23 protein-coding genes are annotated in these 24,436 nt (G+C 39.5%); 20 read left to right on the top strand and 3 right to left on the bottom strand.

Going from position 1 to position 24,436, the window contains the following annotated elements; translation table 11 throughout:
• The first annotated feature begins 18 nt into the window (after positions 1-18).
• Positions 19-1,353 (top strand): dipeptidase, encoded by a 1,335-nt coding sequence (locus AWH02_RS10010; RefSeq protein ID WP_060554143.1) that lies wholly within the window; start codon positions 19-21, stop codon positions 1,351-1,353.
• Between the two features lie 34 nt (positions 1,354-1,387).
• Here AWH02_RS10010 and AWH02_RS10005 read toward each other — a convergent pair whose 3' ends face one another.
• Complete coding sequence (locus AWH02_RS10005; protein WP_012130653.1) at positions 1,388-1,858, bottom strand: arginine repressor; 471 nt, start codon at positions 1,856-1,858, stop codon at positions 1,388-1,390.
• A gap of 11 nt (positions 1,859-1,869) precedes the next feature.
• Entirely contained in the window at positions 1,870-2,898 is a 1,029-nt protein-coding gene (gene queA, locus AWH02_RS10000) for a tRNA preQ1(34) S-adenosylmethionine ribosyltransferase-isomerase QueA (RefSeq protein ID WP_060554144.1), read from the bottom strand.
• Between the two features lie 307 nt (positions 2,899-3,205).
• Between queA and AWH02_RS09995 the strand changes: the two genes are divergently transcribed.
• The 3 genes from AWH02_RS09995 (at position 3,206) to AWH02_RS09985 (ending at position 6,706) form a co-directional block, all read left to right on the top strand.
• Positions 3,206-3,913: a glucosamine-6-phosphate deaminase gene (locus tag AWH02_RS09995; RefSeq protein WP_060554145.1), complete on the top strand. Its 708-nt coding sequence runs from the start codon at positions 3,206-3,208 to the stop codon at positions 3,911-3,913.
• A gap of 139 nt (positions 3,914-4,052) precedes the next feature.
• Positions 4,053-5,435 carry a DUF1958 domain-containing protein gene (locus tag AWH02_RS09990; protein WP_060554146.1) on the top strand — a complete coding sequence of 461 codons (1,383 nt, stop codon included), beginning with the start codon at positions 4,053-4,055 and terminating at the stop codon, positions 5,433-5,435.
• 98 nt (positions 5,436-5,533) lie between these two features.
• Positions 5,534-6,706: an MFS transporter gene (locus AWH02_RS09985; RefSeq protein WP_060554147.1), complete on the top strand. Its 1,173-nt coding sequence runs from the start codon at positions 5,534-5,536 to the stop codon at positions 6,704-6,706.
• 47 nt (positions 6,707-6,753) lie between these two features.
• Here AWH02_RS09985 and AWH02_RS09980 read toward each other — a convergent pair whose 3' ends face one another.
• Complete coding sequence (locus AWH02_RS09980; RefSeq protein ID WP_060554148.1) at positions 6,754-7,119, bottom strand: hypothetical protein; 366 nt, start codon at positions 7,117-7,119, stop codon at positions 6,754-6,756.
• 199 nt (positions 7,120-7,318) lie between these two features.
• Between AWH02_RS09980 and AWH02_RS09975 the strand changes: the two genes are divergently transcribed.
• The 16 genes from AWH02_RS09975 (at position 7,319) to argC (ending at position 24,428) form a co-directional block, all read left to right on the top strand.
• Positions 7,319-8,752, top strand: coding sequence for a 6-phospho-beta-glucosidase (locus tag AWH02_RS09975; protein WP_060554149.1), 1,434 nt, complete (start codon positions 7,319-7,321; stop codon positions 8,750-8,752).
• Positions 8,753-8,841: 89 nt separating this feature from the next.
• Positions 8,842-9,081 (top strand): SemiSWEET transporter, encoded by a 240-nt coding sequence (locus AWH02_RS10805; RefSeq protein WP_061602171.1) that lies wholly within the window; start codon positions 8,842-8,844, stop codon positions 9,079-9,081.
• A 110-nt stretch (positions 9,082-9,191) separates the two neighbouring features.
• On the top strand, positions 9,192-9,506 hold the full coding sequence (locus tag AWH02_RS09970; protein ID WP_060554150.1) for a PTS cellobiose transporter subunit IIB: 315 nt from the start codon (positions 9,192-9,194) through the stop codon (positions 9,504-9,506).
• A 90-nt stretch (positions 9,507-9,596) separates the two neighbouring features.
• The gene (locus AWH02_RS09965; RefSeq protein WP_060554194.1) at positions 9,597-11,549 is read left to right on the top strand and encodes a BglG family transcription antiterminator; all 1,953 of its coding nucleotides are present in this window, start codon (positions 9,597-9,599) and stop codon (positions 11,547-11,549) included.
• Between the two features lie 16 nt (positions 11,550-11,565).
• Positions 11,566-11,883, top strand: coding sequence for a PTS cellobiose transporter subunit IIA (locus AWH02_RS09960; protein WP_060554151.1), 318 nt, complete (start codon positions 11,566-11,568; stop codon positions 11,881-11,883).
• Between the two features lie 27 nt (positions 11,884-11,910).
• Positions 11,911-12,396, top strand: a complete 486-nt coding sequence (locus tag AWH02_RS09955) for a hypothetical protein (RefSeq protein WP_060554152.1) — start codon at positions 11,911-11,913, stop codon at positions 12,394-12,396.
• Positions 12,397-12,416: 20 nt separating this feature from the next.
• Entirely contained in the window at positions 12,417-13,772 is a 1,356-nt protein-coding gene (gene celB, locus AWH02_RS09950) for a PTS cellobiose transporter subunit IIC (RefSeq protein ID WP_060554153.1), read from the top strand.
• Positions 13,773-13,864: 92 nt separating this feature from the next.
• Entirely contained in the window at positions 13,865-14,851 is a 987-nt protein-coding gene (locus AWH02_RS09945; RefSeq protein ID WP_060554154.1) for a competence protein CoiA, read from the top strand.
• Between the two features lie 154 nt (positions 14,852-15,005).
• Positions 15,006-15,410: a DUF1310 family protein gene (locus AWH02_RS09940; protein WP_060554155.1), complete on the top strand. Its 405-nt coding sequence runs from the start codon at positions 15,006-15,008 to the stop codon at positions 15,408-15,410.
• Positions 15,411-15,611: 201 nt separating this feature from the next.
• Positions 15,612-15,998: a DUF1310 family protein gene (locus AWH02_RS09935; RefSeq protein WP_060554156.1), complete on the top strand. Its 387-nt coding sequence runs from the start codon at positions 15,612-15,614 to the stop codon at positions 15,996-15,998.
• A gap of 188 nt (positions 15,999-16,186) precedes the next feature.
• Positions 16,187-17,989 (top strand): oligoendopeptidase F, encoded by a 1,803-nt coding sequence (gene pepF, locus AWH02_RS09930; protein WP_060554157.1) that lies wholly within the window; start codon positions 16,187-16,189, stop codon positions 17,987-17,989.
• A gap of 1 nt (position 17,990) precedes the next feature.
• A complete protein-coding gene (locus AWH02_RS09925; protein WP_060554158.1) occupies positions 17,991-18,677 on the top strand; it encodes an O-methyltransferase in 687 nt (228 codons plus the stop codon).
• Between the two features lie 202 nt (positions 18,678-18,879).
• On the top strand, positions 18,880-19,809 hold the full coding sequence (gene prsA / locus AWH02_RS09920; protein ID WP_012130637.1) for a peptidylprolyl isomerase PrsA: 930 nt from the start codon (positions 18,880-18,882) through the stop codon (positions 19,807-19,809).
• A gap of 229 nt (positions 19,810-20,038) precedes the next feature.
• Positions 20,039-20,524: an LURP-one-related/scramblase family protein gene (locus tag AWH02_RS09915; protein WP_008809505.1), complete on the top strand. Its 486-nt coding sequence runs from the start codon at positions 20,039-20,041 to the stop codon at positions 20,522-20,524.
• 34 nt (positions 20,525-20,558) lie between these two features.
• Positions 20,559-23,177, top strand: a complete 2,619-nt coding sequence (gene alaS / locus AWH02_RS09910; protein ID WP_060554159.1) for an alanine--tRNA ligase — start codon at positions 20,559-20,561, stop codon at positions 23,175-23,177.
• A gap of 228 nt (positions 23,178-23,405) precedes the next feature.
• A complete protein-coding gene (argC, locus tag AWH02_RS09905) occupies positions 23,406-24,428 on the top strand; it encodes an N-acetyl-gamma-glutamyl-phosphate reductase (protein ID WP_060554160.1) in 1,023 nt (340 codons plus the stop codon).
• Positions 24,429-24,436 lie beyond the last annotated feature (8 nt).

Here is a 24,436-nt window from a genome sequence, read left to right as displayed (position 1 = left end):
GAGATGTGAGGTGCTTCCATGAAAAATTATCTAACAGAACAAGTAAAAAAAGAATTTCTCGAATCTTTGAAAACTCTTATTTCCTACCCATCTGTTCTTAATGAAAATGAAAATGGAACACCTTTTGGACAAGCTATTCAAGATGTCCTAGAAAAAACTTTAGAAATATGTCGAGGAATAGGCTTTACAACCTATCTCGATCCTAAAGGTTATTATGGATATGCAGAAATCGGTCAGGGAGAAGAACTCCTGGCCGTTCTCTGTCATTTGGATGTTGTTCCATCAGGTGAAGAAGCAGATTGGCAAACACCACCGTTTGAGGCAACTGAAAAAGATGGCTATCTCTTTGGACGCGGTGTTCAAGATGATAAAGGACCATCAATGGCAGCTTTGTATGCAGTTAAAGCATTGCTGGATAGTGGAGTTCGCTTCAAAAAACGGGTGCGTTTCATTTTCGGAACAGATGAGGAGACACTCTGGCGTTGCATGGGTAGATACAATGAATTGGAAGAAAGGGCGACTCTTGGTTTCGCTCCTGATTCATCCTTTCCATTGACCTATGCTGAAAAGGGACTTTTACAGGTCAAGTTGCATGGACCAGGGTCCGATTTTATCAAACTTGAAGCTGGGGATGCTTTTAATGTTGTACCAGCTAAAGCTAGTTACCAGGGTCCTTTCTTAGAGAAAGTAATTGCGGGTCTAAGAGCGACAGGCTTTGATTACGAAGTATCGGCTAATCAGGTGACAGTTCTTGGTGTTCCAAAACATGCTAAAGATGCTGCTGAGGGAGTCAATGCAATTGTTCGACTGGCTAAGGTACTCCAAGTTCTTGCTCCACATCCTGCTTTAGCTTTTATTGCCGAAGCGGTAGGAGAAGATGCAACAGGAGCCCACTTATTTGGTCCCGTTTCAGATGAACCATCCGGAAGTTTATCTTTTAATATTGCCGGATTGACAGTCAGTTCCGAAAAATCAGAAATCCGAATTGATATTCGAATTCCTGTTTTAGCAGACAAAGAAAAATTAGTTCAAACATTAACAGACAAGGCATCTGATTATCGCTTGGTTTATGAGGAGTTTGATTATCTAGCGCCTTTATATGTACCAAAAGATAGCAAGTTGGTAAGTACTTTGATGAGTATTTATCAAGAAAAAACTGGTGACGATAGTCCAGCTATGTCATCAGGAGGAGCAACCTTTGCTCGTACCATGCCAAACTGTGTAGCCTTTGGGGCCTTATTCCCAGGAGCAGAGCAGACGGAACATCAGGCTAATGAACGAGCTAAACTAGATGACCTTTACCGGGCAATGGATATCTATGCGGAAACGATCTTCCGTTTGGCTGGAGAATAAAATAAAAGGAGTTGAAAATTTCAACTCCTTTTGCTTATTTACTAAAGAAAAATGGTGGGGCAAATTCTTTAAGCTTATCAAAACATTCAATGGCAGATGGATTGTCTTCACAAATGATCAAACAAACATCATCTCCACAGACAGTTGCAACAATTTGAGGTAATTCCAGTGCATCCAGAATTGCTCCAAAAGACTGGGCTAGTCCGGGGAGAGTTTTCATGACAACTTGATTCTGAACGGGCCGTAGCATGATGAGGGCGTCTTCCATATAAAAACGCAGGCGCTTCTCCCAGCGAGAAGGAGCAATACTATTTATAACATAGTAAGAAATATTGTTTTCAGTGACCTTGACCAGGTTGAGGGCCTTCATATCACGAGACAAGGTTGATTGGGTAACAATAACACCGTTGGCTTCAAGGAGTTCCTGAAGTTCTTGTTGAGTATGGACTTTTTTCTCCATAATCAGGGAACGAATTAAACGATGTCTACTTTCTATTTTATTCATAAAATTACCTACTATTTGATAAACATAGCGTCTCCAAAGCTGAAGAAGCGGTAGCGCTCAGCAATAGCGTGTTCGTAAGCCTTTAAGGTTAGGTCTCGTCCGGCAAAGGCTGAGACTAGCATAACTAAAGTTGATTTAGGTAAGTGGAAATTGGTCGAAAAGGCATCAACAATTTGCCACTGGTAGCCTGGTTTGATAAAAATATTGGTCCACCCAGAATCAGCTTGAATGTCGCCTTGGAACTTATTTCCGATGGTTTCTAGAGTTCGGATTGAAGTTGTTCCGACAGCGATAATACGGTGACCATTTGCCTTAACCTCGCGGAGAGTAGAGGCGGCTTCTTCAGACAAAGTATAAAACTCAGAATGCATTTCGTGTTCTTCTAGATTGTCAACAGAAACTGGTCGGAAGGTGCCAAGTCCGACGTGAAGGGTCAGATAAACCAACTTAACTCCCTTGGCTTCAATTTGTGCAAGCAGTTCTTTGGTAAAATGAAGTCCAGCTGTTGGGGCAGCAGCGGAGCCATTTTCTTTAGCATAGACAGTTTGGTAGCGTTCGCGATCTGCTAATTTTTCATGAATATAAGGAGGCAGGGGCATTTCACCCAAGCTCTCTAGCACTTCTAAGAAAATCCCTTGATAGTCAAAGCGGACAATTCGTCCCCCGTGTTCTAGTTCATCCACAACCGTAGCTGTCAGTCGACCATCCCCAAAGGAAACTTGAGCACCAACTTTCAAACGTTTAGCTGGTTTTGCTAAGACCTCCCATTGATCTCCTTCAGTATTCTTTAAAAGTAAGAGTTCAACGTGACCACCAGTTCCAGGTTTCTCACCGTAGAGACGAGCAGGCAGGACCCGAGTGTTATTCATGACAAGGGCGTCGCCAGGCTGGAGTTGATCAATAATTGAGTCAAAATGCTGGTCAGAAAATTCTCCGCTTGATCGGTCTACAATCAATAAACGGGAGGCATCGCGTTTTTCAAGAGGAGTTTGGGCAATAAGCTCCTCTGGTAAGTGAAAGTCAAAATCGGCAGTGTTCATTATTTCTCCTTAAACAGTCCATATAATCCATAAAAAGTAAGCACAACATAAAATTGGAAGGCTAGTTAGTAAAATTCCAATACAAAGAGCTATCATTCTTAATGTTTTGATGGCTCTAAAAAATAGGCTGAGTACGAGAAAGACAACACCCAGTAAAAATAAAAGTAATAAATACAGTAACATTCTTATATTATATCACGATTTTATCTTTCTTTGCTGGCAAAATTTAAAATATGAAAATTTCTATCTTGACAAAAATTGGTCTATACCATATAATAATATTAGAGAAAAGTTCAGGAGGATTCTGATGAAAATTATTCAAGTAGCTGACCAAAATGAAGGCGGGAAAGTAGCAGTAGAAATCTTAAGAAGAAAGTTAGCAGAAGGCGCTAAAACACTTGGTTTAGCTACTGGTAGTAGTCCGCTTAGTTTCTATAAGGAATTAATTGAAAGCGATATTGATCTCTCTGATTTAGTCAGTGTAAATCTGGATGAGTATGTTGGCTTAGAGGCTGATGATCCCCAATCTTACCATTACTTTATGAATGAAAACCTTTTTTCTCATAAACCTTTTAAAAAGAGTTTTTTACCAAATGGAAGAGCTGAGGATGCTGAAGAAGAGACAGCAGATTACAACAGAATTTTAGCGGAGAATCCAGTAGATTTCCAAATCTTAGGAATTGGAACTAATGGTCACATCGGTTTTAATGAGCCAGGAACAAGTTTTGATAGTCAAACCCACCTGGTTGATTTAACTCCGTCTACAATCGAAGCAAATGCTCGTTTCTTTGAAACAATTGACCAAGTTCCGACCCAGGCAATTTCTATGGGGATTGCAAATATTATGGCTGCCAAGTCAATTGTCTTGTTTGCTTATGGGAAAGGAAAAGCTCAGGCAATTGCTGGAACAGTAGCAGGACCTGTTACTGAGGAGTTGCCGGCCAGTGTACTCCAGGGCCATGAGGATGTTACGATTATTGCAGATGCAGAAGCACTTAGCCTATTAGATAACTAAAAATTCCTGCCTGTTTATCAGGTGGGATTTTTTTGAAAAAATATATCTACTTTTCAGATGTATTTTCTAAAATATTTTCTATTTTGTTTGGGAAATATGATATACTAATTAGTAACGATGAAAAATTAGGAGGCTTCTGGTGAAGAAGAAATGGATAACACTTGTTTGCTTGGTAACATTATTATTTGGGGCAGCTACAGTTAGTTCAGATGAGCTGATGGATATTACTCGGAAAGCCTATCCAGATGTAAAAGATATCAATCGTCCCAGATCTTCACTGATTATAGATGGGAACACGGGAGATGTCCTTTGGCAGGATAACATTGATGAAGTTCGAGATCCAGCGAGCATGAGTAAATTGATGACACTTTATCTTTTGTTTGAGGCTATGGGGCAAGGAAAGCTTTCAGAAGATACCATCATCAAAGCTAGCCAGACAGACCAGAATATTGCTGGAATTTATGAAATTTCCAATAACAAAATTGTAGCGGGTGTAGATTATACAATATCTGAGCTGATAACTATGACAGTCGTTCCTTCTTCTAATGCAACGACGGTTATGATTGCGAATTACTTATCTAATAATGATCCAGACGCTTTTTTGGACCAAATGAATAGTAAGGCTAAAGAACTTGGCATGACCAATACACATTGGTACAATGCGAGTGGAGCTGCGGCTTCATCCTTTAAAGGCTTCTACACTCCTCAACGATATGATAATAATGCAGCTAACCAGACAACGGCTCGCGATCTAGCTATCCTTGCTTATAATTTTGTTAAGAAATATCCTGGTATTCTCAAATACACAAATAAGCCAGTAGTTACTGTCAAAAAAGGAACACCTTATGAAGAAACCTTTGAGACTTACAATTACTCAGTTCCGGGAGCCAAGTATGGACTGGAAGGAGTAGATGGCTTAAAAACAGGTTCCAGTCCTAGAGGAGCCTTCAACTATATTGCAACTGTCAAACGTGGTGAACAACGTATTATCAGTGTGATTATGGGGGTCGGAGATTGGTCTGATCAGGATGGTGAGTACTATCGTCATCCATTTGGAAATGCTTTGATTGAAAAAGCCTACGCAGATTACGAATATAAGAAACTCCTGACTGCAGGAGAGCACAAAATTGATGGAAAAACCTATAAACTTGAAAAAGATTTTTATGGGACTGTCAAAAAAGGAACGAATCCAAAGCTAGTTGTGAAGGATGGCGTTTTGGAAGTTGATAATGGACTTTTAACCCTGTCTACATTAATTAGTGATGGAATGAAAGTCGAACTGGCTGACGATGGAGACTCACCAGTTATGGATTCTAAAAATGATCAAGGGGCAAATTCTTCAAATAAGGCAAAATCTGGACTTATATTAGATCCCAAATTGCTTTTATTAGTTCCAGTCTTGGTACTTTTTGTGATTATTTTTCTTGAGTCTGGTCGAAGAAAAAAACGGAATCGACCTCTTGCTGGACGTGATAACCTGGAAGATGATTCTCAGAATTATTCGCGTCGAAATGGGCGATAATATCTAGTGGCTGGGGTTTCCCAGCCCTTTTGTAATGTTAGAAATACCCTTCAATGGTTTTTCTATAAATGTAAGAATTAAAAAGAATGAGAAGAATGATGTTTAAAAAGTTTTATAATAGCTATCTTGCTTATGTCCTGGTTTATACTTTTTATTTTTTATCCTTTGCCTTGTTTTCAAGCTTGATTTCAGTTTATATGTTGGGGTTGGGCTTTTCAGCTGGTCAGACATCTGTGGTTGTATCGGTCGCTTTTTTCGCTTCGATGCTGGCTCAACCGGTTATGGGAATTTTGAATGACCGCTTGAGTATCAAGAAGGTGACCCTGTTTAGCTTTGGAGCCATTATCTTTATTGCAATCTATTTTATGCAAGTTAGAGATTTGTTAGGCTTAACTATTGGATACAGTTTGGTGGTTATGTTGATTAATGGTGTCAATCCAGTTATGGATGTACTTGCTGCACGAAGTCCCTATACTTATGGAAAAATTCGAATCTGGGGAACGATTGGCTATGCTTTAGGTTCTCAACTGGCTGGTGTACTCTACCAATATGTTTCTCCTATGGCTATTTTTATTGCTTTCATCGGAGCAATGATCATTACAATTGTCGGTGTCCTTTCCATTAAAATCCGCTCTGAATCTCCCAAATCAGATGAAGTTCCAAAAACTAAGAAAGACTCTTATATCAGTCAGATTTTGACCAATAAAACCTATCTCTACTATTTACTGATTGTTGCTCTTTATTCAGGAGTTGGAAATGCAGGTCATACTTATATTCCTGCCATGTTGCAGCATAGTGGTCTGAGTGTTGGAATGGCCTCAACAGTTGTATCAATTTCTGTTATCTGTGAGTCACCATTGATCTTTTATTCTTATCTTTTTATGGATAAATTATCTGCTAAAAAGCTCTTATTGTGTCCTTTACTGATTATGTTAGTCCAATACACAATTTATGGACTCAATCTGGGACTAGCCTCGAAAATCATTTTGACCTTGGCTTCTAAACATGTTTCAGGTATGCTTCTCATTATGGTCACCTTAAAGATTGTTTCAGCCATTGTAGACTCCAAGTACTTAGTGACTGCTATTGCCCTAGTACAGACTGTTAGAAGCCTTGGCTCCATTTTTATTCAACATTTTGCTGGGGCTGTTATTGATGCAGCGGGATATGAGATGATGAGTTTCTTTCTAGCAGGATTAATGGTCTTGGTAATAGCTTTAGCTTGGTTTTTAAAGGTACCCGAAAAAGAAGACCAGAAGTTGTTTTCATAAAAAAGGAGCTAGGGTTTATCCTAGTCTCCTTTTTCTATTCTTAAGATTTAGAATCTGATTGCGGCAGAAGCAACTTTCATTGTTTCTGGTACAGTTACAAGCACTTGACCAGGATTCAGATGATATTCCTTTTCTATCCAGTTTTGAAGCTCTCTGTCTGAGAGTTTTGAGAATCCTTTGAAGTAATTAGCTTCAGGGAAATATTCCCATTTACCTGTTTTAAGGAAGTTTGGATTGTCTAGTAAGGGAGGAATGCTGTCCAAATGCTCAAATCGAATCAGAGTATAGTAGGCATTCCCCCGCGATAGTATATTGCTTTTTAAGAGAATAGATAGCTTAAAAAAGCCATAACAAATAGCAGGTATCAGAATGACCATACCTAAAAAGCTAAATAAAAATGTTAAGAAAGACATAAATTTAAACCACCTTTCCTTTAGTCTATTTATGTTGAGAGCATTATAACACTTCCTGAAAACGCTGTCAAATTTTTGTTCTATTTTTTAAAGGATAAAATAAAAGCCTTTTTCCGTTTCGATATGGAAAATCTTGCTATTCAAAATAGCGCTTTCTTTTCCTATAATGGAATTAGTAAAAACTAGGAGGAAATGCAAAATGTCAACATTTAAAGATGGATTTCTCTGGGGTGGAGCTGTAGCTGCTCACCAATTAGAAGGCGGCTGGAAAGAAGGTGGGAAGGGAATCAGCGTGGCTGATGTTATGACCGCGGCTCGTCATGGAGTTCCCCGAGAAATCACGCCGGGCGTCCTAGAAGGCAAGTACTATCCTAACCATGAGGCCATTGATTTTTATCATCGTTACAAGGGAGATATTGCTCTTTTTGCAGAGATGGGCTTTAAGTGTTTCCGGACTTCCATTGCCTGGACGCGGATTTTCCCTAAGGGGGATGAAACGGAACCCAATGAAGCTGGCCTGCAATTTTATGACGACCTTTTTGATGAATGTCTCAAATATGGTATTGAGCCTGTTATCACTTTGTCTCACTTTGAAATGCCTTATCATCTAGTAACCGAGTATGGTGGTTGGAAAAATCGTCAGGTGATTGACTTCTTTGTTCGTTTTGCAGAAGTTGTTTTTAAGCGTTATAAGGATAAAGTCAAATACTGGATGACTTTCAATGAAATCAATAACCAAGCTAATTATCAGGAGGATTTTGCTCCCTTCACCAACTCTGGGATTGTCTACAAGGAAGGCGATGATCGCGAAGCAATCATGTATCAGGCAGCTCACTATGAATTAGTGGCTTCAGCACGAGCAGTTAAGGTTGGTCACGAAATAAATCCTGACTTCCAAATTGGTTGTATGATTGCCATGTGTCCTATTTATCCGGCTACTTGCAATCCGAAGGATATTCTCATGGCTATGAAAGCTATGCAGAAGCGTTATTACTTTACAGATGTGCATGTCTTTGGTCGATATCCTGAGCATATTCTCAAATACTGGGAAAGAAAGGGAATTAAGGTAGACTTCAGCGAGCAGGATCAGGAAGACTTGCTGGCGGGAACTGTTGACTATATTGGCTTTAGCTACTACATGTCCTTTGCTATTGACTCCCATCGGGAAAATAATCCTTACTTCGACTATATAGAGACTGAAGACTTGGTTAAAAATAACTTCGTCAAGGCTTCTGAATGGGAATGGCAGATTGACCCAGAAGGTTTACGCTATGCTCTCAACTGGTTTACCGATCACTATCACCTACCGCTTTTCATTGTGGAAAATGGCTTTGGTGCCATTGATCAGGTGGAAGAGGACGGTATGGTTCATGATGATTACCGGATTGACTATCTGGGGGCTCATATCCGCGAGATGAAAAAGGCCGTAGTAGAAGATGGTGTGGATCTCATGGGCTACACGCCTTGGGGCTGTATTGACCTAGTATCAGCAGGTACGGGTGAAATGCGCAAACGCTATGGATTTATTTATGTCGACAAGGATGACAATGGCAAGGGAACTTATGAACGTTCACCGAAGAAGTCCTTTAACTGGTATAAGGAAGTTATTGCATCAAATGGGGCTAATCTATAGTTAAGCATGAGATTACTATAAAATACAGAGGAGGAGATGGCAAGTGTGCTGTTTTCCGCCTCTTTTTTTAGAAAAATTAGGAGAAAAACATAATTGGAAGTATTGCAGCAGTTTTAACAACCTTCGCCTTTTTGCCTCAGGTCATTAAGGTCATCAAAAGCAAGGATACTGAATCTATAGCGCTTGGTATGTATCTGATGCAAGTTCTAGGAATCGCCTTATGGTTAGCACATTGTCTAGTCATTCAGGATTTACCGCTCATTTTAGCTAATAGTGTTTCTTTTATTCTTTCAGGAATAATTTTAGTCTATAAAATAAGATATAAGTAGCTGTTTAGAAACCATTTCCGTTTCGATACGGAAAAAGGTTAAATGGAGATTGATAGCGTTTTCATATATAATTGAGTTAACAAATAAAAATTTTAAAAAGGAGAATAATCATGGCAAAAGCATTAATTATCTGTGCAGCAGGGATGTCTTCATCACTAATGGCAAAGAAAACAACAGAGTTTTTGAAAGCAAAAGGAGAAGATGTTGAAGTAGATGCCATTAGCGCGACTGAAGGTGGTAAAGCTATTGCAGATGCAAACTTTGATCTTTATTTAATTAGCCCGCAAACTAAAATGTACTATAAACAGTTTGAAGATGCTGCCGCTAAAGTAGGAAAACCAATCGTTCAAATTCCTCCTCAAGCCTATATCCCAATTCCTATGGGGATCGAAAAAATGGCTAACTTGATTAAAGAAAATATTTAAGTGGTAAACTAGAGGTAGTGACAACTGATTTTGTAAGGAAGGAGGATAAGTGTTTTGCATCAAAAAGAAAAAATAATTCTACAGTATTTGATGGATAATGCTGACCAATACATAACTAGTATGGAATTGGCAACACACTTAACCTGTTCGGATAGAACTGTTAGAAACTACCTCAAAAGTTTAGTCGGGATGCCTACTAGTCAAACAGGCTGGAAAATTATTGCCAAGCAGGGGCATGGCTATCGATTCGTTATTGATAATAAAGACGTATACCAAAAATTTCTTCAAAAAGAAGTATTGGGAGAAGCGTCAACAGAGGCTATTGAAGGTATCGATGATCGCTATAATTATATCCTAAATAAGCTCCTCTTTGAGCAGGAATCCATTTATTGTGATGATTTGGCTGACGAATTATATGTTAGTCGTTCTACCTTGTCTTCTGATTTTAAAAAGATTCGACATGATTTATCCAAGTATGACTTACAAATCGAAAGTAAGCCTAATCGTGGTGTCTATGTCACAGGAGATGAGCGTAATATTAGACGGTTTATTATTGATTTTTTCTTTCATGACAAATTTTTCCAAATTCTTCATAATTATATCAAGATAGAGGTTTCTGGTAGACCAATTAGTCTTGAAGAATTAACGATTATCGTCCTTGATGAATGTCGGGAAGGTCGGTTAAAACTCTCTGATTTTGTCATTCAAAACTTAGTCATTCACATAGCTCTTTCTCTCAAAAGAATTGGAGAAGGCTTTCAGATTAAGCAATTAGATAGTTGGTCAATGGATGAATATAGGGAAGAAGGCAAAATTGCAGAGAAGATCTTAAAACGCGTCTATCATTCAACTGGCCTCGAATTTCCAAAAGAAGAAGTGGATTATATAACTCTACACTTGGTTTCAAAGGGAAATGTTCAAATGAACAAGTGTGAGAATGAGGATGTCGCTCAGCAAATCAGAAAACAATTATTATCGGTTCTCGAGCAAAATAATTTTACTCATAAATACCCTTTTAAGAATGATTTTCAATTGATAGAAGATTTGGTTGCTCATTTGTCTACCCTATTTGTTCGGCTGAAAAATCATGTCAAAATGGATAATCCTCTTTTGGCAGAAATCCAAAATCAGTATGCGGGAATCTTAGAAATGACGGGCAATATTTTATCGGCTATGCCGATATTTGCTAACGAAAAATTGTCTGACGATGAAGTGGCTTATGTAGCTCTACATTTTATGACTTCTTTGGAGCGCCTGAAAGAAAAACAAAAGTTTAATATACTAGTCATCTGCGCAACTGGCTATGGTTCAGCCCAAATGCTTAAACATCGAATCGATAATGAGTTGGGCAATCTAGTTCGTATTGTTGATGTGATTGGTTACTATGAAATAAATGATGAACGTCTAAAAAATATTGATTTTATCATATCTTCTATAGATTTATCAAACCTGGTCTTTAATATTCCGGTTTTTACTGTCAGTATTTTTCTTAATTCAGATGAAATTAGGGAAATCAGACATAAAATTTCTCTTTTAAAACCGATAAAAAAATACGGGTTAGGACAAGAAACTGATGTAGTTAACTCAGATCAAGAGAGAATATTCGATGGATATTTCTCACCTGAATGTTTTGCTGTACTTCATGATGTCAGTAAAGGTCAAGTAATAGATAGCCTTTTGCAAAGAATGTCCCAGGGTGAAGATGAACAATTTGTACCTAAAATGAAGGACTTGATTGTGCAAAGGGAAATGATGAGTTCGATTGTTTTTTCTGACACTGTTGCTGTTCCCCATCCAATCAAAGCTTATGCAAATGGCCATAAGATTGGAGTTGCGCTCATACCTGAAGGAGTAGTCTGGTCTCCAGAGTATCCAAAGATAAAATTGGTATTTCTGCCTTCACCTTCCATTTTTGGTAACGAAGAATTGGCTGATTTGACTTCCAAAATTGTCCTCTTGCTTGAGCAAGAAGAGCTACAAAAACAGATGATCAACTGTCAAACTTTCACAGACTTTAAAAAACTATTTCTCAGAATTCGATAACGTAAGGAGGCTTTTTATGAATCAAGAAGAGCTACAAGTGGCCGCTTTTGAAATTATTTTGAATAGTGGCAATGCTAGAGCGACTGTCCATGAAGCATTTTCGGAAATGCGTGAGGGTCATTATGCTGAAGCAGAGGAAAAATTAGAGCTAGCTAATACAGAATTAGTAGAAGCCCATCGAGCTCAGACAAAGTTACTGCAGGATTATGCAAGTGGAATTGAGATGAAGATGGAAATCATTATGGTTCATGCTCAAGACCACCTTATGACAACTATGACGCTTCGGGAAGTGGCTCTTGAGATGCTGAATCTATATCGAAAGATTGAACAATAAGACAAACTGGATGAAGGGGAGCGAAACATGCAAACACAAGAGCAAAAACGGAAAGAAAATAGCCTGAAATCGACTTATTTCAACCGTTATTTGATGCTGAGATATTCTTTAGCAGCCATGTTTTTTGGAAATTTGTACTGGTTGCTTGTCCAGCTATTTAACTGGACTTTATACGCAGTTATTCCTATCATTTTACTGATTTCTTCTATACTAGCAATAGCTGAGCAGTTTAAAATGTATGGCACAAAAGAAGTTTATTTGACTAAAACAAGATTGTTTTTCAATTTACAATCAATCGTTCAAATTCTATTGATCGCTCTTGTATTATGCACTGATCAAATCTCAATCATCTTCCCTATCTTCACTGCTAAGCTAAATAGCAAGTTGATTATTGCTTTCGTACTGGGGTTAGGTCTGTTGGTTAGTCTTTTTAGTCTTCATAGAATAAGATTAATTTTGGAAGGTCGAGATCGAGCTTTGTTAAGACTTCAGCAATTAGAAAAAATAATGTAAAAATATAAGGAGGTTTCGTTATGGAACAACAAGGAGGACTATTTGGTTTCTTAGAGAAATATTTCATGGGACCAATGGGAAAAATTGCTCAGTACAAAATAGTGCGGGCAATCACAGCTGCAGGTATGGGGGCAGTACCATTTACCATTGTTGGCTCAATGTTTTTAGTATTTAGTGTGCTGCCACAATCCTTCTCATTCTGGCCAATCGTTGCAGATATTTTTGCGGCTTCATTTGATAAGTTCCAATCGCTCTACATGATTGCCAATTATGCAACAATGGGTGTCTTATCACTTTATTTCGTTCTAGCTATGGGCTATGAATTGACAAAAATTTATGCCGAAGAAGAAGGTCTAAACATGAATCCGCTCAACGGAGCAATGTTGTCTCTCTTTGCTTTCATCATGACCATTCCTCAAATTGTCTTTGAAAAAGGTGCTATGACAGCAGTGACTAGTCTCAAAAAAGGTGCTGTTATTGCTGATGGTTGGGCAATTAGTAATGGAGTGACTCGTTTTGGCACAACAGGTATTTTCACAGCCATTATCATGGCGGTGGTAACCGTTCAGCTCTACCGTCTCTGTCTCAAGAAAAACTGGGTCATCAAGATGCCTGAAGCTGTTCCAGAAGGTGTGTCTCGTGGTTTTTCTGCTTTGATTCCTGGTTTTGTAGTTGCCTTTACAGTTCTCTTCATCAACGGAGCTCTTGTGATGATGGGGACAGACATCTTCAAAGTGATTGCGATTTCTTTTAGCTTTGTAACTCACTTAACCAATTCATGGATTGGTTTGATGATCATCTATTTCTTGACCCAATTGCTATGGATTGTTGGGATTCACGGTGCAAACATTATCTTTGCCTTTGTTAGTCCAATTGCCCTTGCAAATATGGCAAGTAATGCATCAGAGGGAACCCGTTTCATTGTAGCCGGCGAGTTTTCTAATATGTTTGTTATTGCAGGTGGTTCTGGTGCGACTCTAGGTCTATGTATCTGGCTTGCTACTCGTGCCAAATCTGAGCAATTAAGCGCTATTGGTAAGGCTTCAATTGTTCCTGGTATTTTTAACATCAACGAACCTCTTATTTTTGGTATTCCTATCATCTACAACCCTACACTAGCTGTACCATTTATTTTGGCGCCAATGACCTCAGCGACCATCTACTATTTAGCAATGGAGCTAAACTTGATCAAGGCAGTCTTTGCTCAAGTTCCTTGGCCAACTCCTGTCGGAATAGGAGCCTTCTTGGGAACAGGAGACTTAAAAGCGGTAATAGTAGCTCTTGTCTGTGCCCTAGCAGCCTTCTTAGTCTACTATCCATTCATACGTGCTTATGACAAGAAGCTTCTTAAAGAAGAACAAGGAGCAAGTCTTTAATAAGCGCAGTTAGATATAGAAAAAGAGAAACTTGATAACGAGTTTCTCTTTTCTTTTACGAATAAAGAAGGTAAATGTTTTAGGAGGAGTTCATGTTTTCAGCGCGTGATAAGGACGGGAAAGTCCTTCATTTATTACGTGATAAGGACGGGAAAGTCCTTCATTTATTAAAGGAGTCATCCGTTTCAAAAGGAGATTATTTTTGCCCAGGCTGCGGAGGTCCTGTCCGTTTGAAAAAGGGGAAAATCATGCAGCCTCATTTTGCACATATTCGTTTATCAGACTGTCATTATAGTGTTGAAAATGAAAGCAAAGAGCATCTGAACCTTAAGGCCGCCCTTTTTCGCTGGGCCAATCAAACGACAAGAGTAGATGTCGAAGTGTTTTTGCGAGACTTGCAGCAGGTAGCGGATGTCTTAGTTGATGAGCGTCTTGCTTTAGAAGTTCAGTGTAGCAGTCTTTCTCAAGATAGACTTTGGGAGCGGAGTCATAGATATCGACAAGCTGGCTATCAAGTCCTCTGGCTCCTGGGAAAGAAACTCTGGCTCAGGCAAACTCTGACACCCTTGCAGAAGCAATTCCTATATTTCAGTCAAAACATGGGTTTTCATATCTGGGAATTGGACGAGGAAAGAAAGACACTAAGGCTGAAGTATTTGATTCATGAAGACCTTCATGGGGGACTCCAGTATAAAGAAAAAGAATTTCCTTTTGAAAAAGGGAAATTGTTAGATATCTTACGCTTGCCTTTTAGCAAGCAGGAAATGAGTAGTTTCTTAGTGAAGTCAGATCCTGATATTTGCCATTATATCCGACAGCAACTCTATTATCGAAATCCCAAGTGGATGAAAATACAGGCCAGCTATTATCAAAAAGAAAAAAATCTTTTAACCATGTCTAAAGAAGAATTTTATCCGCAAGTGCGCCCGATTCGTTCAGACCAGCCCTTGTGTCAGATTTCCCAAGACCTATCTGCTTATTATGAAAACTTTCAGCGCTATTATCAACATTCTCCAGATAAAAAGTACCAGATTGTCTACCCACCAGCCTTTTACGCAAATTTAGATTGGTCTTGCTGAAAATTGGTGTAGCCCAATTGTCTATTTTTGCTTGTTATTCTAGAATCTATCAAAATCGTGTATAATATAATAAACTTACTACCAAATGGATTAAGACGTTAGACTTTATATTAAGTCTTTGCCTCAAAAGGTATCAGAAGTAAAAGGAGCCATCATGAAGAAAATAATTGTCATCTTTTTTAGTATCATAACGCTCAGTTCAGGCATGATTTTAGGAGCTTGTAGTGTGGTAAACAGTCGGTCAGAAAAAGAAGAAATGCTTCAGATTGTGGAAAGTAAAAAAATGAAGAGTGTAATTGAGAAAGGGCTGAAAATGTTAGATTCTCAGGCTTTAACACCTGAAGGAAAAATTAAAAGCTATAAAATTGATAAAAATTCATTGGCTCATAACCCAATGGGTGGATTAATGTTCGATTTAATTATTAATGGTGACAAAGAAGTAACAATAGGATATGTTGTAACAGAAGACGAAAATGGAAACTTTCACAGAGATGGGACAGTGTGGTCGCCCAAGTTTACCAAACTAATTTATGGAACAAATAAATGCGACACAAAATAAAAGTTTTGCTGATAAAGAGATTGGTCATGTAGCAATACTGAAATATGATAAAAGAGGAAAATAGTTTTATATGAACATTGAGTGACGAAGAATTACACTACAACTGTTTCTCAAATCTATGATAGTGCTAACAAAAATCCAATTTTCTATTTTAAATAAAATAGGTTTAGTCATAAAATATAAGAAACGAAAGGGGTCGTCATGAAGAAAATGATTGTCATCATTCTGAGTATTCTAACTGTCAGTTCAGGCATGATTTTAGGAAGTTGTAGTGTGGTAAGCAGTGGTTCAGAAAAAGAAGAAATGCTTCAGATTGTGGAGGGGAAGAAGGGTCGGAGAGCAATAGCAGAATTACTAAGACAGGAAGACCCTAAAGCATTGACAGAAAAGGGGATAATAAAAAAATATACAATAAATGAAAAAAATCTTAAATATAATCCTATGGGTGGCTTAATAGTCGATCTTATAATAAACGATGACCCGGAATTAACAATTACCACAACATTGATGGAAGAGCCTGATGGAAAGCTAGAGCATTCAGGTTATGTAATCTCTGGTGAACTCGCAAAGAAATTGAGAGGAGAATAATATGACGTATGATAAATAATTTAGTGATAAGAAAAACGACCTCTTTGGATCCGAGTCCTACATCGTAGGGAAACGGGTCCAAAGATTTTTTAATATGCTTTATCAATTGAAATATACAGCCATTTTCAAACTTGAGTTTTATATAAACAAGGAATTTGTGATAAAATAAAAGGAATGGAGGATTTTTTATGGCTAAACAAAGAAATGAAATTGAAGAAAAATATACATGGGATTTAAGTACGATTTTCCCTACAGATGAAGCCTTTGAGACTGAACTTGCACAGGTTTCTGAAGAATTAAAAAATGCAAGTAATCTAGCAGGACATCTGCTGGATTCGGCAGAAAGTCTTTTGACAACAACGGAAATTCAATTAGACTTGATGCGCCGTATTGAGAAACTTTATTCTTATGCTCACATGAAGAATGACCAGGATACTCGTGTGGCAAAATATCAGGAATACCAAGCTAAAGGAATGACTATTTACAGTGAGTTTGGCCAAACTTTTGCTTTCTATGAGCCAGAATTCATGGAAATTACAGAAGACCAATACCAAGCTTTTTTGGCTGAAAAACCTGAACTACAAACTTATCAACATTATTTTGATAAGCTTTTGCAGAAGAAGGAACACATCCTGACCCAGCGTGAAGAGGAGTTGTTGGCTGGTGCTGGAGAAATCTTTGGTGCTGCCAGTGAAACCTTTGCTATTTTGGACAATGCGGATATCGTCTTTCCAGTAGTTCACAATGAAAAGGGCGAAGAAGTCCAGTTGACACATGGGAACTATATTTCTCTAGTAGAGTCTAAAAATCGAGAAGTTCGTAAGGAAGCTTATGAAGCTCTTTATAGTGTTTATGAGCAGTATCAGCATACTTATGCTAAGACCTTGCAGACAAATGTTAAGGTTCAAAATTACAACGCTAAAGTCCGCAAGTTCTCATCTGCCCGTGAGGCGGCTTTATCGGCTAACTTTATCCCGGAAAGTGTCTATGATAGCTTGGTTTCTGCTGTAGATAAACACCTTCCTCTGTTACAACGTTATATTGCCTTGCGAGCAAAGATTTTGGGTATTTCTGATTTGAAGATGTACGATGTTTATACACCACTATCAGAGACAGACTACAAATTCACTTATGAGGAAGCCTTGGCTAAGTCTGAGGAAGTCTTGGCAATTTTGGGTGAGGATTATTTGAGTCGAGTGAAGACAGCCTTCTCAGAGCGCTGGATTGATGTTTATGAAAATCAAGGTAAGCGCTCAGGAGCATACTCGGGTGGCTCTTATGATACCAATGCCTTTATGTTGCTTAACTGGCAGGATACACTAGATAATCTCTTTACTTTGGTGCATGAGACAGGCCACAGTATGCACTCCAGTTATACTCGTGAGACCCAGCCTTATGTTTACGGAGACTATTCTATCTTCCTAGCTGAGATTGCTTCAACGACCAATGAAAATATCCTGACAGAGAAGCTCTTGGAAGAAGTAGAAGACGATGCAACCCGATTTGCGATTCTTAATCACTTTTTGGATGGCTTTAGAGGAACGGTCTTCCGTCAAACTCAGTTTGCTGAGTTCGAGCATGCTATCCACAAGGCTGACCAAGAAGGACAAGTGTTGACTAGCGAGTTTCTCAATGAGCTATATGCAGACTTAAACGAGAAATACTACGGCTTGAAAAAAGAAGACAATCTGCAGATTCAGTTCGAATGGGCACGGATTCCTCACTTCTACTATAATTATTATGTTTTCCAATACTCTACAGGATTTGCAGCTGCCTCGGCCTTGGCTGAAAAGATTGTCCATGGTAGCCAAGAAGACAAGGACAAATATCTGGACTATCTCAAAGCTGGGAACTCTGACTATCCTCTCAATGTCATCAAAAAAGCAGGTGTGGATATGGAAAAAGAAGACTATCTAAATGCTGCCTTTGCAGTCTTCGAACGCCGCTTGGATGAATTTGAAGCTTTGGTAGAAAAGTTGGGATTAGCATAAGATGGTCGAGACTTATAACCAAAACTCTAATCCCAATATGCGCCGGCCAGTGGTCAAAGAAGAAATTGTAGACTTTATGAGACGGCGTCTCCAGCCGGTCACTGGTGGACTCAAGGAGCTGGAGGATTTTGCTAAAGCCGAAAATGTACCCGTGATTCCCCATGAGACAGTGGCTTACTTCCGCCTGCTACTTGAAAGCCTGCAGCCTGAGAAGATTTTAGAAATTGGGACTGCTATTGGTTTTTCGGCCCTTTTGATGGCGGAGCATGCACCTCAAGCTCAGATTACGACTATTGATCGCAATCCAGAGATGATTGAGTTGGCTAAGGCTAATTTTGCTAAGTATGACAGCCGCCAGCAAATCACTCTGCTGGAAGGTGATGCGATGGATCTGCTTGAGACACTAGAGGATTCCTACGATCTTGTCTTTATGGACTCTGCCAAGTCCAAGTATGTGGTCTTTCTGCCTCAGGTCCTCAAACGCCTCAACCCTGGTGGCCTAGTCCTTATTGATGACGTCTTCCAAGGCGGAGATGTTGCTAAGCCTTTTGAAGAAATTAAACGCGGCCAACGGGCTATTTACCGAGGTTTACATAGTCTTTTTGATGCAACTTTGGACAGTCCTGATCTGACTGCGAGTCTGTTACCGTTAGGAGATGGCCTTCTGATGCTTAGAAAATCAAAATAAGCTGTAGATTTATAGGATTTTATCTAATTTTTAGAAAAATTTAAGCCATCAAATTTAATTTGTGGTACAATAGGAAAAGTGAGTAAACCAAGCTGTGCACTTCATTTTTAAAGAATAAAGAACGCAGTAACTCAATCAAGAATAGAGACAATGGAATGAATTGTTTCAAGTCTAACAATTTTACAAAGGAGTTTTCATTAAAATGAAGAAAAAAATTGTCGCTGGGGCAGTAACCCTTTTGTCAGTAGCTGTCTTAGCTGCTTGTGGAAAAACATCAGGTTCTGACAAGGACATTATTACTATGAAGGGTGATACTATTACAGTATCTGAGTTTTATGATAAAGTGAAAAGCAACCCTTCTGCTCAGCAAGTTTTGTTGAATTTAACGATTAAAGAAGTATTTGAAAAACAATACGGCAAGAAAGTGACTGATAAAGAAGTCGAAGAAGCTTATGAAAAGAGTTCAAAGGCTTATGGAGATAATTTTGCTCGTGTCTTGGCTCAAGCAGGTTTGACAGAAGATGCTTATCGTGAACAAATTAGAACCAATAAGCTTGTAGAGTACGCCGTTAAAAAAGCTGCAGAAAAAGAACTTACTGATGAAAATTATAAAGCTGCATATGAAGCTTATACACCAGAAGTAACTGCGCAAATTATCAAGGTAGATAGTGAAGATAAGGCTAAGGAAGTGTTGGCAGCTGCTAAAGCTGAAGGAGCTGATTTTGCACAGTTGGCTAAAGACAATTCAACCGATGGCGATACCAAAGATAAAGGTGGCGAAATCAAGTTTGACTCTGCAGCTACTAATGTGCCAGATGCTGTGAAAAAAGCAGCTTTTGGTTTAGAAGCTAATGCAGTTTCAGATCTTGTAACTGTTCGTAGCAATCAAGGACAAGCAAGCTATTATATCGTTAAGTTGGTCAGCAAGACAGAGAAGTCTTCTAAGTGGGAAGATTATAAAGACAAATTGAAGCAAGTTATCTTAACTGCTAAGCAAAACAATACAAGCTTCATCCAAAGTGTTGTAGCAAAAGAATTGAAAGATGCAAACATCAAAGTTAAAGATGCTGCTTTCCAAAATCTCTTTTCTCAATACACCCAAACGAATACTTCATCTTCTTCATCAAAATAAGTTGACGAAGAAGGCATAAGCAAGTATAATGAAATGGTGAGAATTGATTTTTCAAGTTCTTAGTTCAGAGAATTGGCGGTGCTGCAAGCCATCTGAGACGAAAAATCATGCTACTCATCCTGCAAAATTGAATATGAAATGAGAATGACAAGTTCATTGAATGAAGGTGGTACCGCGGTTTTTCGCCCTTCGTGATATGGACTTGTCTTTTGATTTTTTGGAGGTGTTTATGAAGACATTTCTTGTGAAACAAAAGTTTCGTTTTGGAGGCGAACGCTTCGATATCAAAGATGATAGAGGAGTAATAAACTATCAGGTGGAGGGATCTTTTTTCAAAATTCCTAAGACCTTTACCATCTATGACGCCCATGGAGAGCAAGTCAGTGAAATCAGTAAAGAAATTTTCACCTTGCTTCCTCGCTTTAATATTCAGCTACGTGACGGTTCGAATTTCTTCATTCGGAAGAAGTTGACCTTCTTGCGTGATAAGTATGAGTTTGATAGACTAGGGCTTCGAATTGAAGGCAACATCTGGGATTTAAATTTCAAATTGTTGGATGACCGTGATCAACTTGTCGCTGAGATTAAGAAAGAGATTTTCCATTTGACCTCGACTTACACTGTAACTGTCCTTGAGGACTCTTATGCAGATCTAGTCATTTCCCTCTGTGTGGCTATTGACTACGTCGAGATGCTGGAAAGTTCATCATCATAGGAAAAATATTGAAAAGATTTAAGGAGAAAAATAAATGAAACAAATGTCAAGTGCTCAAATTCGTCAAATGTGGTTAGACTTTTGGGCAAGCAAAGGCCACTCTGTAGAACCATCAGTCAGCTTGGTTCCTGTAAATGACCCAACTCTTTTGTGGATCAACTCAGGTGTGGCAACTCTTAAGAAATATTTTGACGGAACTATCAAGCCTGAAAATCCACGGATTACCAATGCGCAAAAAGCTATCCGTACCAACGACATTGAAAACGTGGGGAAGACTGCTCGTCACCACACCATGTTTGAGATGTTGGGGAACTTCTCTATCGGGGATTACTTCCGTGACGAAGCCATCACTTGGGCTTATGAGCTTTTGACAAGCCCAGAGTGGTTTGACTTCCCCAAAGACAAGCTCTACATGACCTACTATCCAGACGATAAAGATTCTTACAATCGCTGGATTGAAGTAGGAGTGGATCCAAGTCACTTGATCCCAATCGAGGACAACTTCTGGGAAATCGGTGCGGGACCTTCTGGACCTGATACTGAGATTTTCTTTGACCGCGGAGAAGCATTTGACCCAGAAAATATCGGTATTCGTCTCCTTGCAGAAGATATCGAAAACGACCGTTACATTGAAATCTGGAACATCGTTTTGTCACAATTTAACGCAGACCCTGCTGTTCCTCGTAGCGAATACAAGGAATTGCCACATAAGAACATTGATACGGGCGCTGGTTTGGAGCGTTTGGTGGCCGTTATCCAAGGGGCTAAGACAAACTTTGAAACAGACCTCTTCATGCCTATCATTCGTGAAGTTGAGAAGTTGTCAGGTAAGGTCTACGACCAAGATGGCGACAACATGAGCTTCAAGGTTATCGCTGACCATATTCGTTCCCTTTCATTTGCTATTGGAGATGGAGCTCTTCCAGGAAATGAAGGCCGTGGCTATGTCCTTCGTCGTCTCCTCCGTCGCGCGTCTATGCACGGTCAAAAATTGGGCATCAATGAGCCTTTCCTTTACAAACTCGTTCCAACAGTTGGAAAAATCATGGAAAGCTACTACCCAGAAGTTCTTGAAAAACGTGACTTTATCGAGAAAATCGTGAAGAGCGAAGAAGAATCATTTGCCCGTACCCTTCACTCAGGTCAACACTTTGCCCAAGGTATCGTAGCAGACTTGAAAGAAAAAGGTCAATCAGTGATTGCAGGTTCAGATGTCTTCAAACTCTACGACACTTACGGATTCCCAGTGGAATTGACAGAAGAAATCGCTGAAGAAGCTGGTATGACTGTAGACCGAGAAGGTTTTGAAGCAGCCATGAAAGAGCAGCAAGAACGTGCGCGTGCGTCAGCTGTTAAAGGTGGCTCAATGGGTATGCAAAATGAAACCCTTCAAAACATCACTGTAGAAAGTGTCTTCAACTACAATGCTAGCCAATTGCCTTCTAAGTTGGTGGCTATCGTAGCTGAAAACGCTGAAGTTGAAGCTGTTTCAGAGGGAACTGCCTCTCTTATCTTTGCAGAGACACCATTCTACGCTGAAATGGGTGGACAAGTAGCTGACCACGGTCAAATCTTGGATGCTACAGGAAACCTTGTTGCTACTGTGATAGATGTTCAAAAAGCACCAAATGGACAAGCGCTTCATACTGTTGAAGTTCTTGCACCACTTGCTTTGAACCAAGAATACACTTTAGCGATTGATACTGACCGTCGTCTTCGTGTGATGAAGAATCACACAGCGACTCACCTGCTTCATGCAGCTCTTCACAATATCCTTGGTCACCATGCGACTCAAGCAGGTTCTCTGAACGAAGTAGAATTCCTTCGCTTTGACTTTACGCACTTCCAAGCCGTAACTCCTGAAGAATTGCGTGCTATTGAACAGCAGGTCAATGAGAAAATTTGGGAAGCAATTGCAGTGGAAACTGTTGAGACAGATATTGACACTGCTAAAGAAATGGGAGCTATGGCCCTCTTTGGTGAGAAGTATGGTAAGGAAGTCCGCGTTGTGACCATCGGCGACTACTCAGTGGAACTCTGTGGTGGTACCCATGTTGGCAACACTTCTGAGATTGGTCTCTTCAAGATTGTCAAAGAAGAAGGGATTGGTTCAGGTACTCGCCGTATCTTAGCGGTAACTGGTAAGGAAGCCTTTGAAGCTTACCGTGAGCAAGAAGACGCTCTGAAAGCAGTAGCAGCTACCTTGAAAGCACCTCAACTCAAGGAAGTACCTCACAAAGTCGAAGGACTTCAAGAGCAACTCCGTCAATTGCAAAAAGAAAATGCAGAGTTGAAAGAAAAAGCTGCAGCTGCAGCAGCAGGCGATGTCTTCAAAGATGTGAAGGAAGTCAAGGGCCACCGGTATATTGCTAGTCAAGTTTCTGTATCAGATGCAGGTGCTCTTCGTACATTTGCGGATAACTGGAAACAAAAAGACTACTCTGACGTACTTGTCCTAGTTGCAGCTATCGGTGACAAAGTTAATGTCCTTGTAGCAAGCAAGACCAAAGACATTCACGCGGGTAACTTGGTTAAAGAATTGGCTCCAATCGTCGATGGACGTGGTGGTGGTAAACCAGACATGGCCATGGCAGGAGGAAGCAACCAAGCGAAAATCCAAGAACTCTTGGATGCAGTAGCAGATAAATTGTAAGAAAAAAAGATCTATCCACTTGGATAGGTCTTTTTCCGTGCTCTCAGCTTCATCACTTCTCAGTATGAGAAGAAGATATTCTGCTTTTAGGAAAGAAAGTATGAATGTTTTTTTCAAAAAATAATGTTATTTTCGAAGTTTTTTGTATAAAAATACAAAAAATGCTTGACAAAGTGAAGAAATATACGTAAAATAAAACGCATATTTATACGGAGGTGTTTTAAAAATATGCGAATTTCGATTGTAGGAATTACTGGTTACTCAGGAATGGAACTCCTCCGTATTTTACTGCAACATCCGCAGGTGGAGGTCGTTTCCCTTCATGCCAGTCAGGGTATGGAGGCTCCAGTGTCAGAGCTTTATCCTCATTTGAAGGGGATTTGCGACTTGAAAATAGAAGATTTCGACAGTCAGGAAATAATGCGACGAGCAGATCTTGTTTTCTTTGCAACGTCAAGCGGAGTGGCTAAAGATTTGTCAAAAGATTTTGTAGAAGCGGGATTTCCAGTTATTGACCTATCTGGCGATCATCGTTTGCCAGGGAATATTTATAAAAAATGGTATCAGAAAGAGCCAGCTGAAGACCATGTTCAAAAAAAGTTTATTTATGGTCTATCTGAGTTTACAGATGTCAGGGGGGAGCGATTTATTGCCAATCCCGGCTGTTATGCGACGGCTACAGAGTTGGCCTTGATTCCCTTGCTACAGGCTCAAGCTATTGAGCTGGAATCCATTATTGTCGATGCCAAGAGCGGTTTGACAGGGGCTGGGAAAAATCCAGCTGCATCCAGCCATTTTGTTCAAGTGCACGACAACTATGTGACTTACAAGCTGAATCAGCATCAGCATATTCCTGAGATTGTACAGCAATTGCAGCGTTTTGATGAGAGATTACAGCAGATTCAGTTTTCAACTTCTCTCATTCCTGTCAATCGTGGCATTGTAGCGACGGTTTACAGCAAGTTGAAAGAACCTTTGACTCGGGAAGAACTGGCTGCTATTTATCAGGAATGCTATCAGGACAAGCCTTTTGTCCGTATTCAAGCAGCTCTGCCGAGTCTGCACCAAGTTGTTGGTACTAATTATGCAGATATTGGTTTTGACTATAATCCTGTGACAAATATTTTAACTGTAGTGGCTGTGCTGGATAACCTGATCAAAGGGGCTGCTGGTCAGGCAGTTCAAAATATGAATCTGATGCTGGTCTTCCCTGAAACAGATGGTCTGCTCAGTCAACCGTTCTATGTCTAGATGAGAAA

Source organism: Streptococcus gordonii, from assembly GCF_001553855.1.
In the GTDB taxonomy this organism is placed as follows: Bacteria; Bacillota; Bacilli; order Lactobacillales; family Streptococcaceae; genus Streptococcus; species Streptococcus gordonii.
Note: the sequence above shows the minus strand (reverse complement) of the source record. Positions and strands in the feature narration are given on the sequence as shown.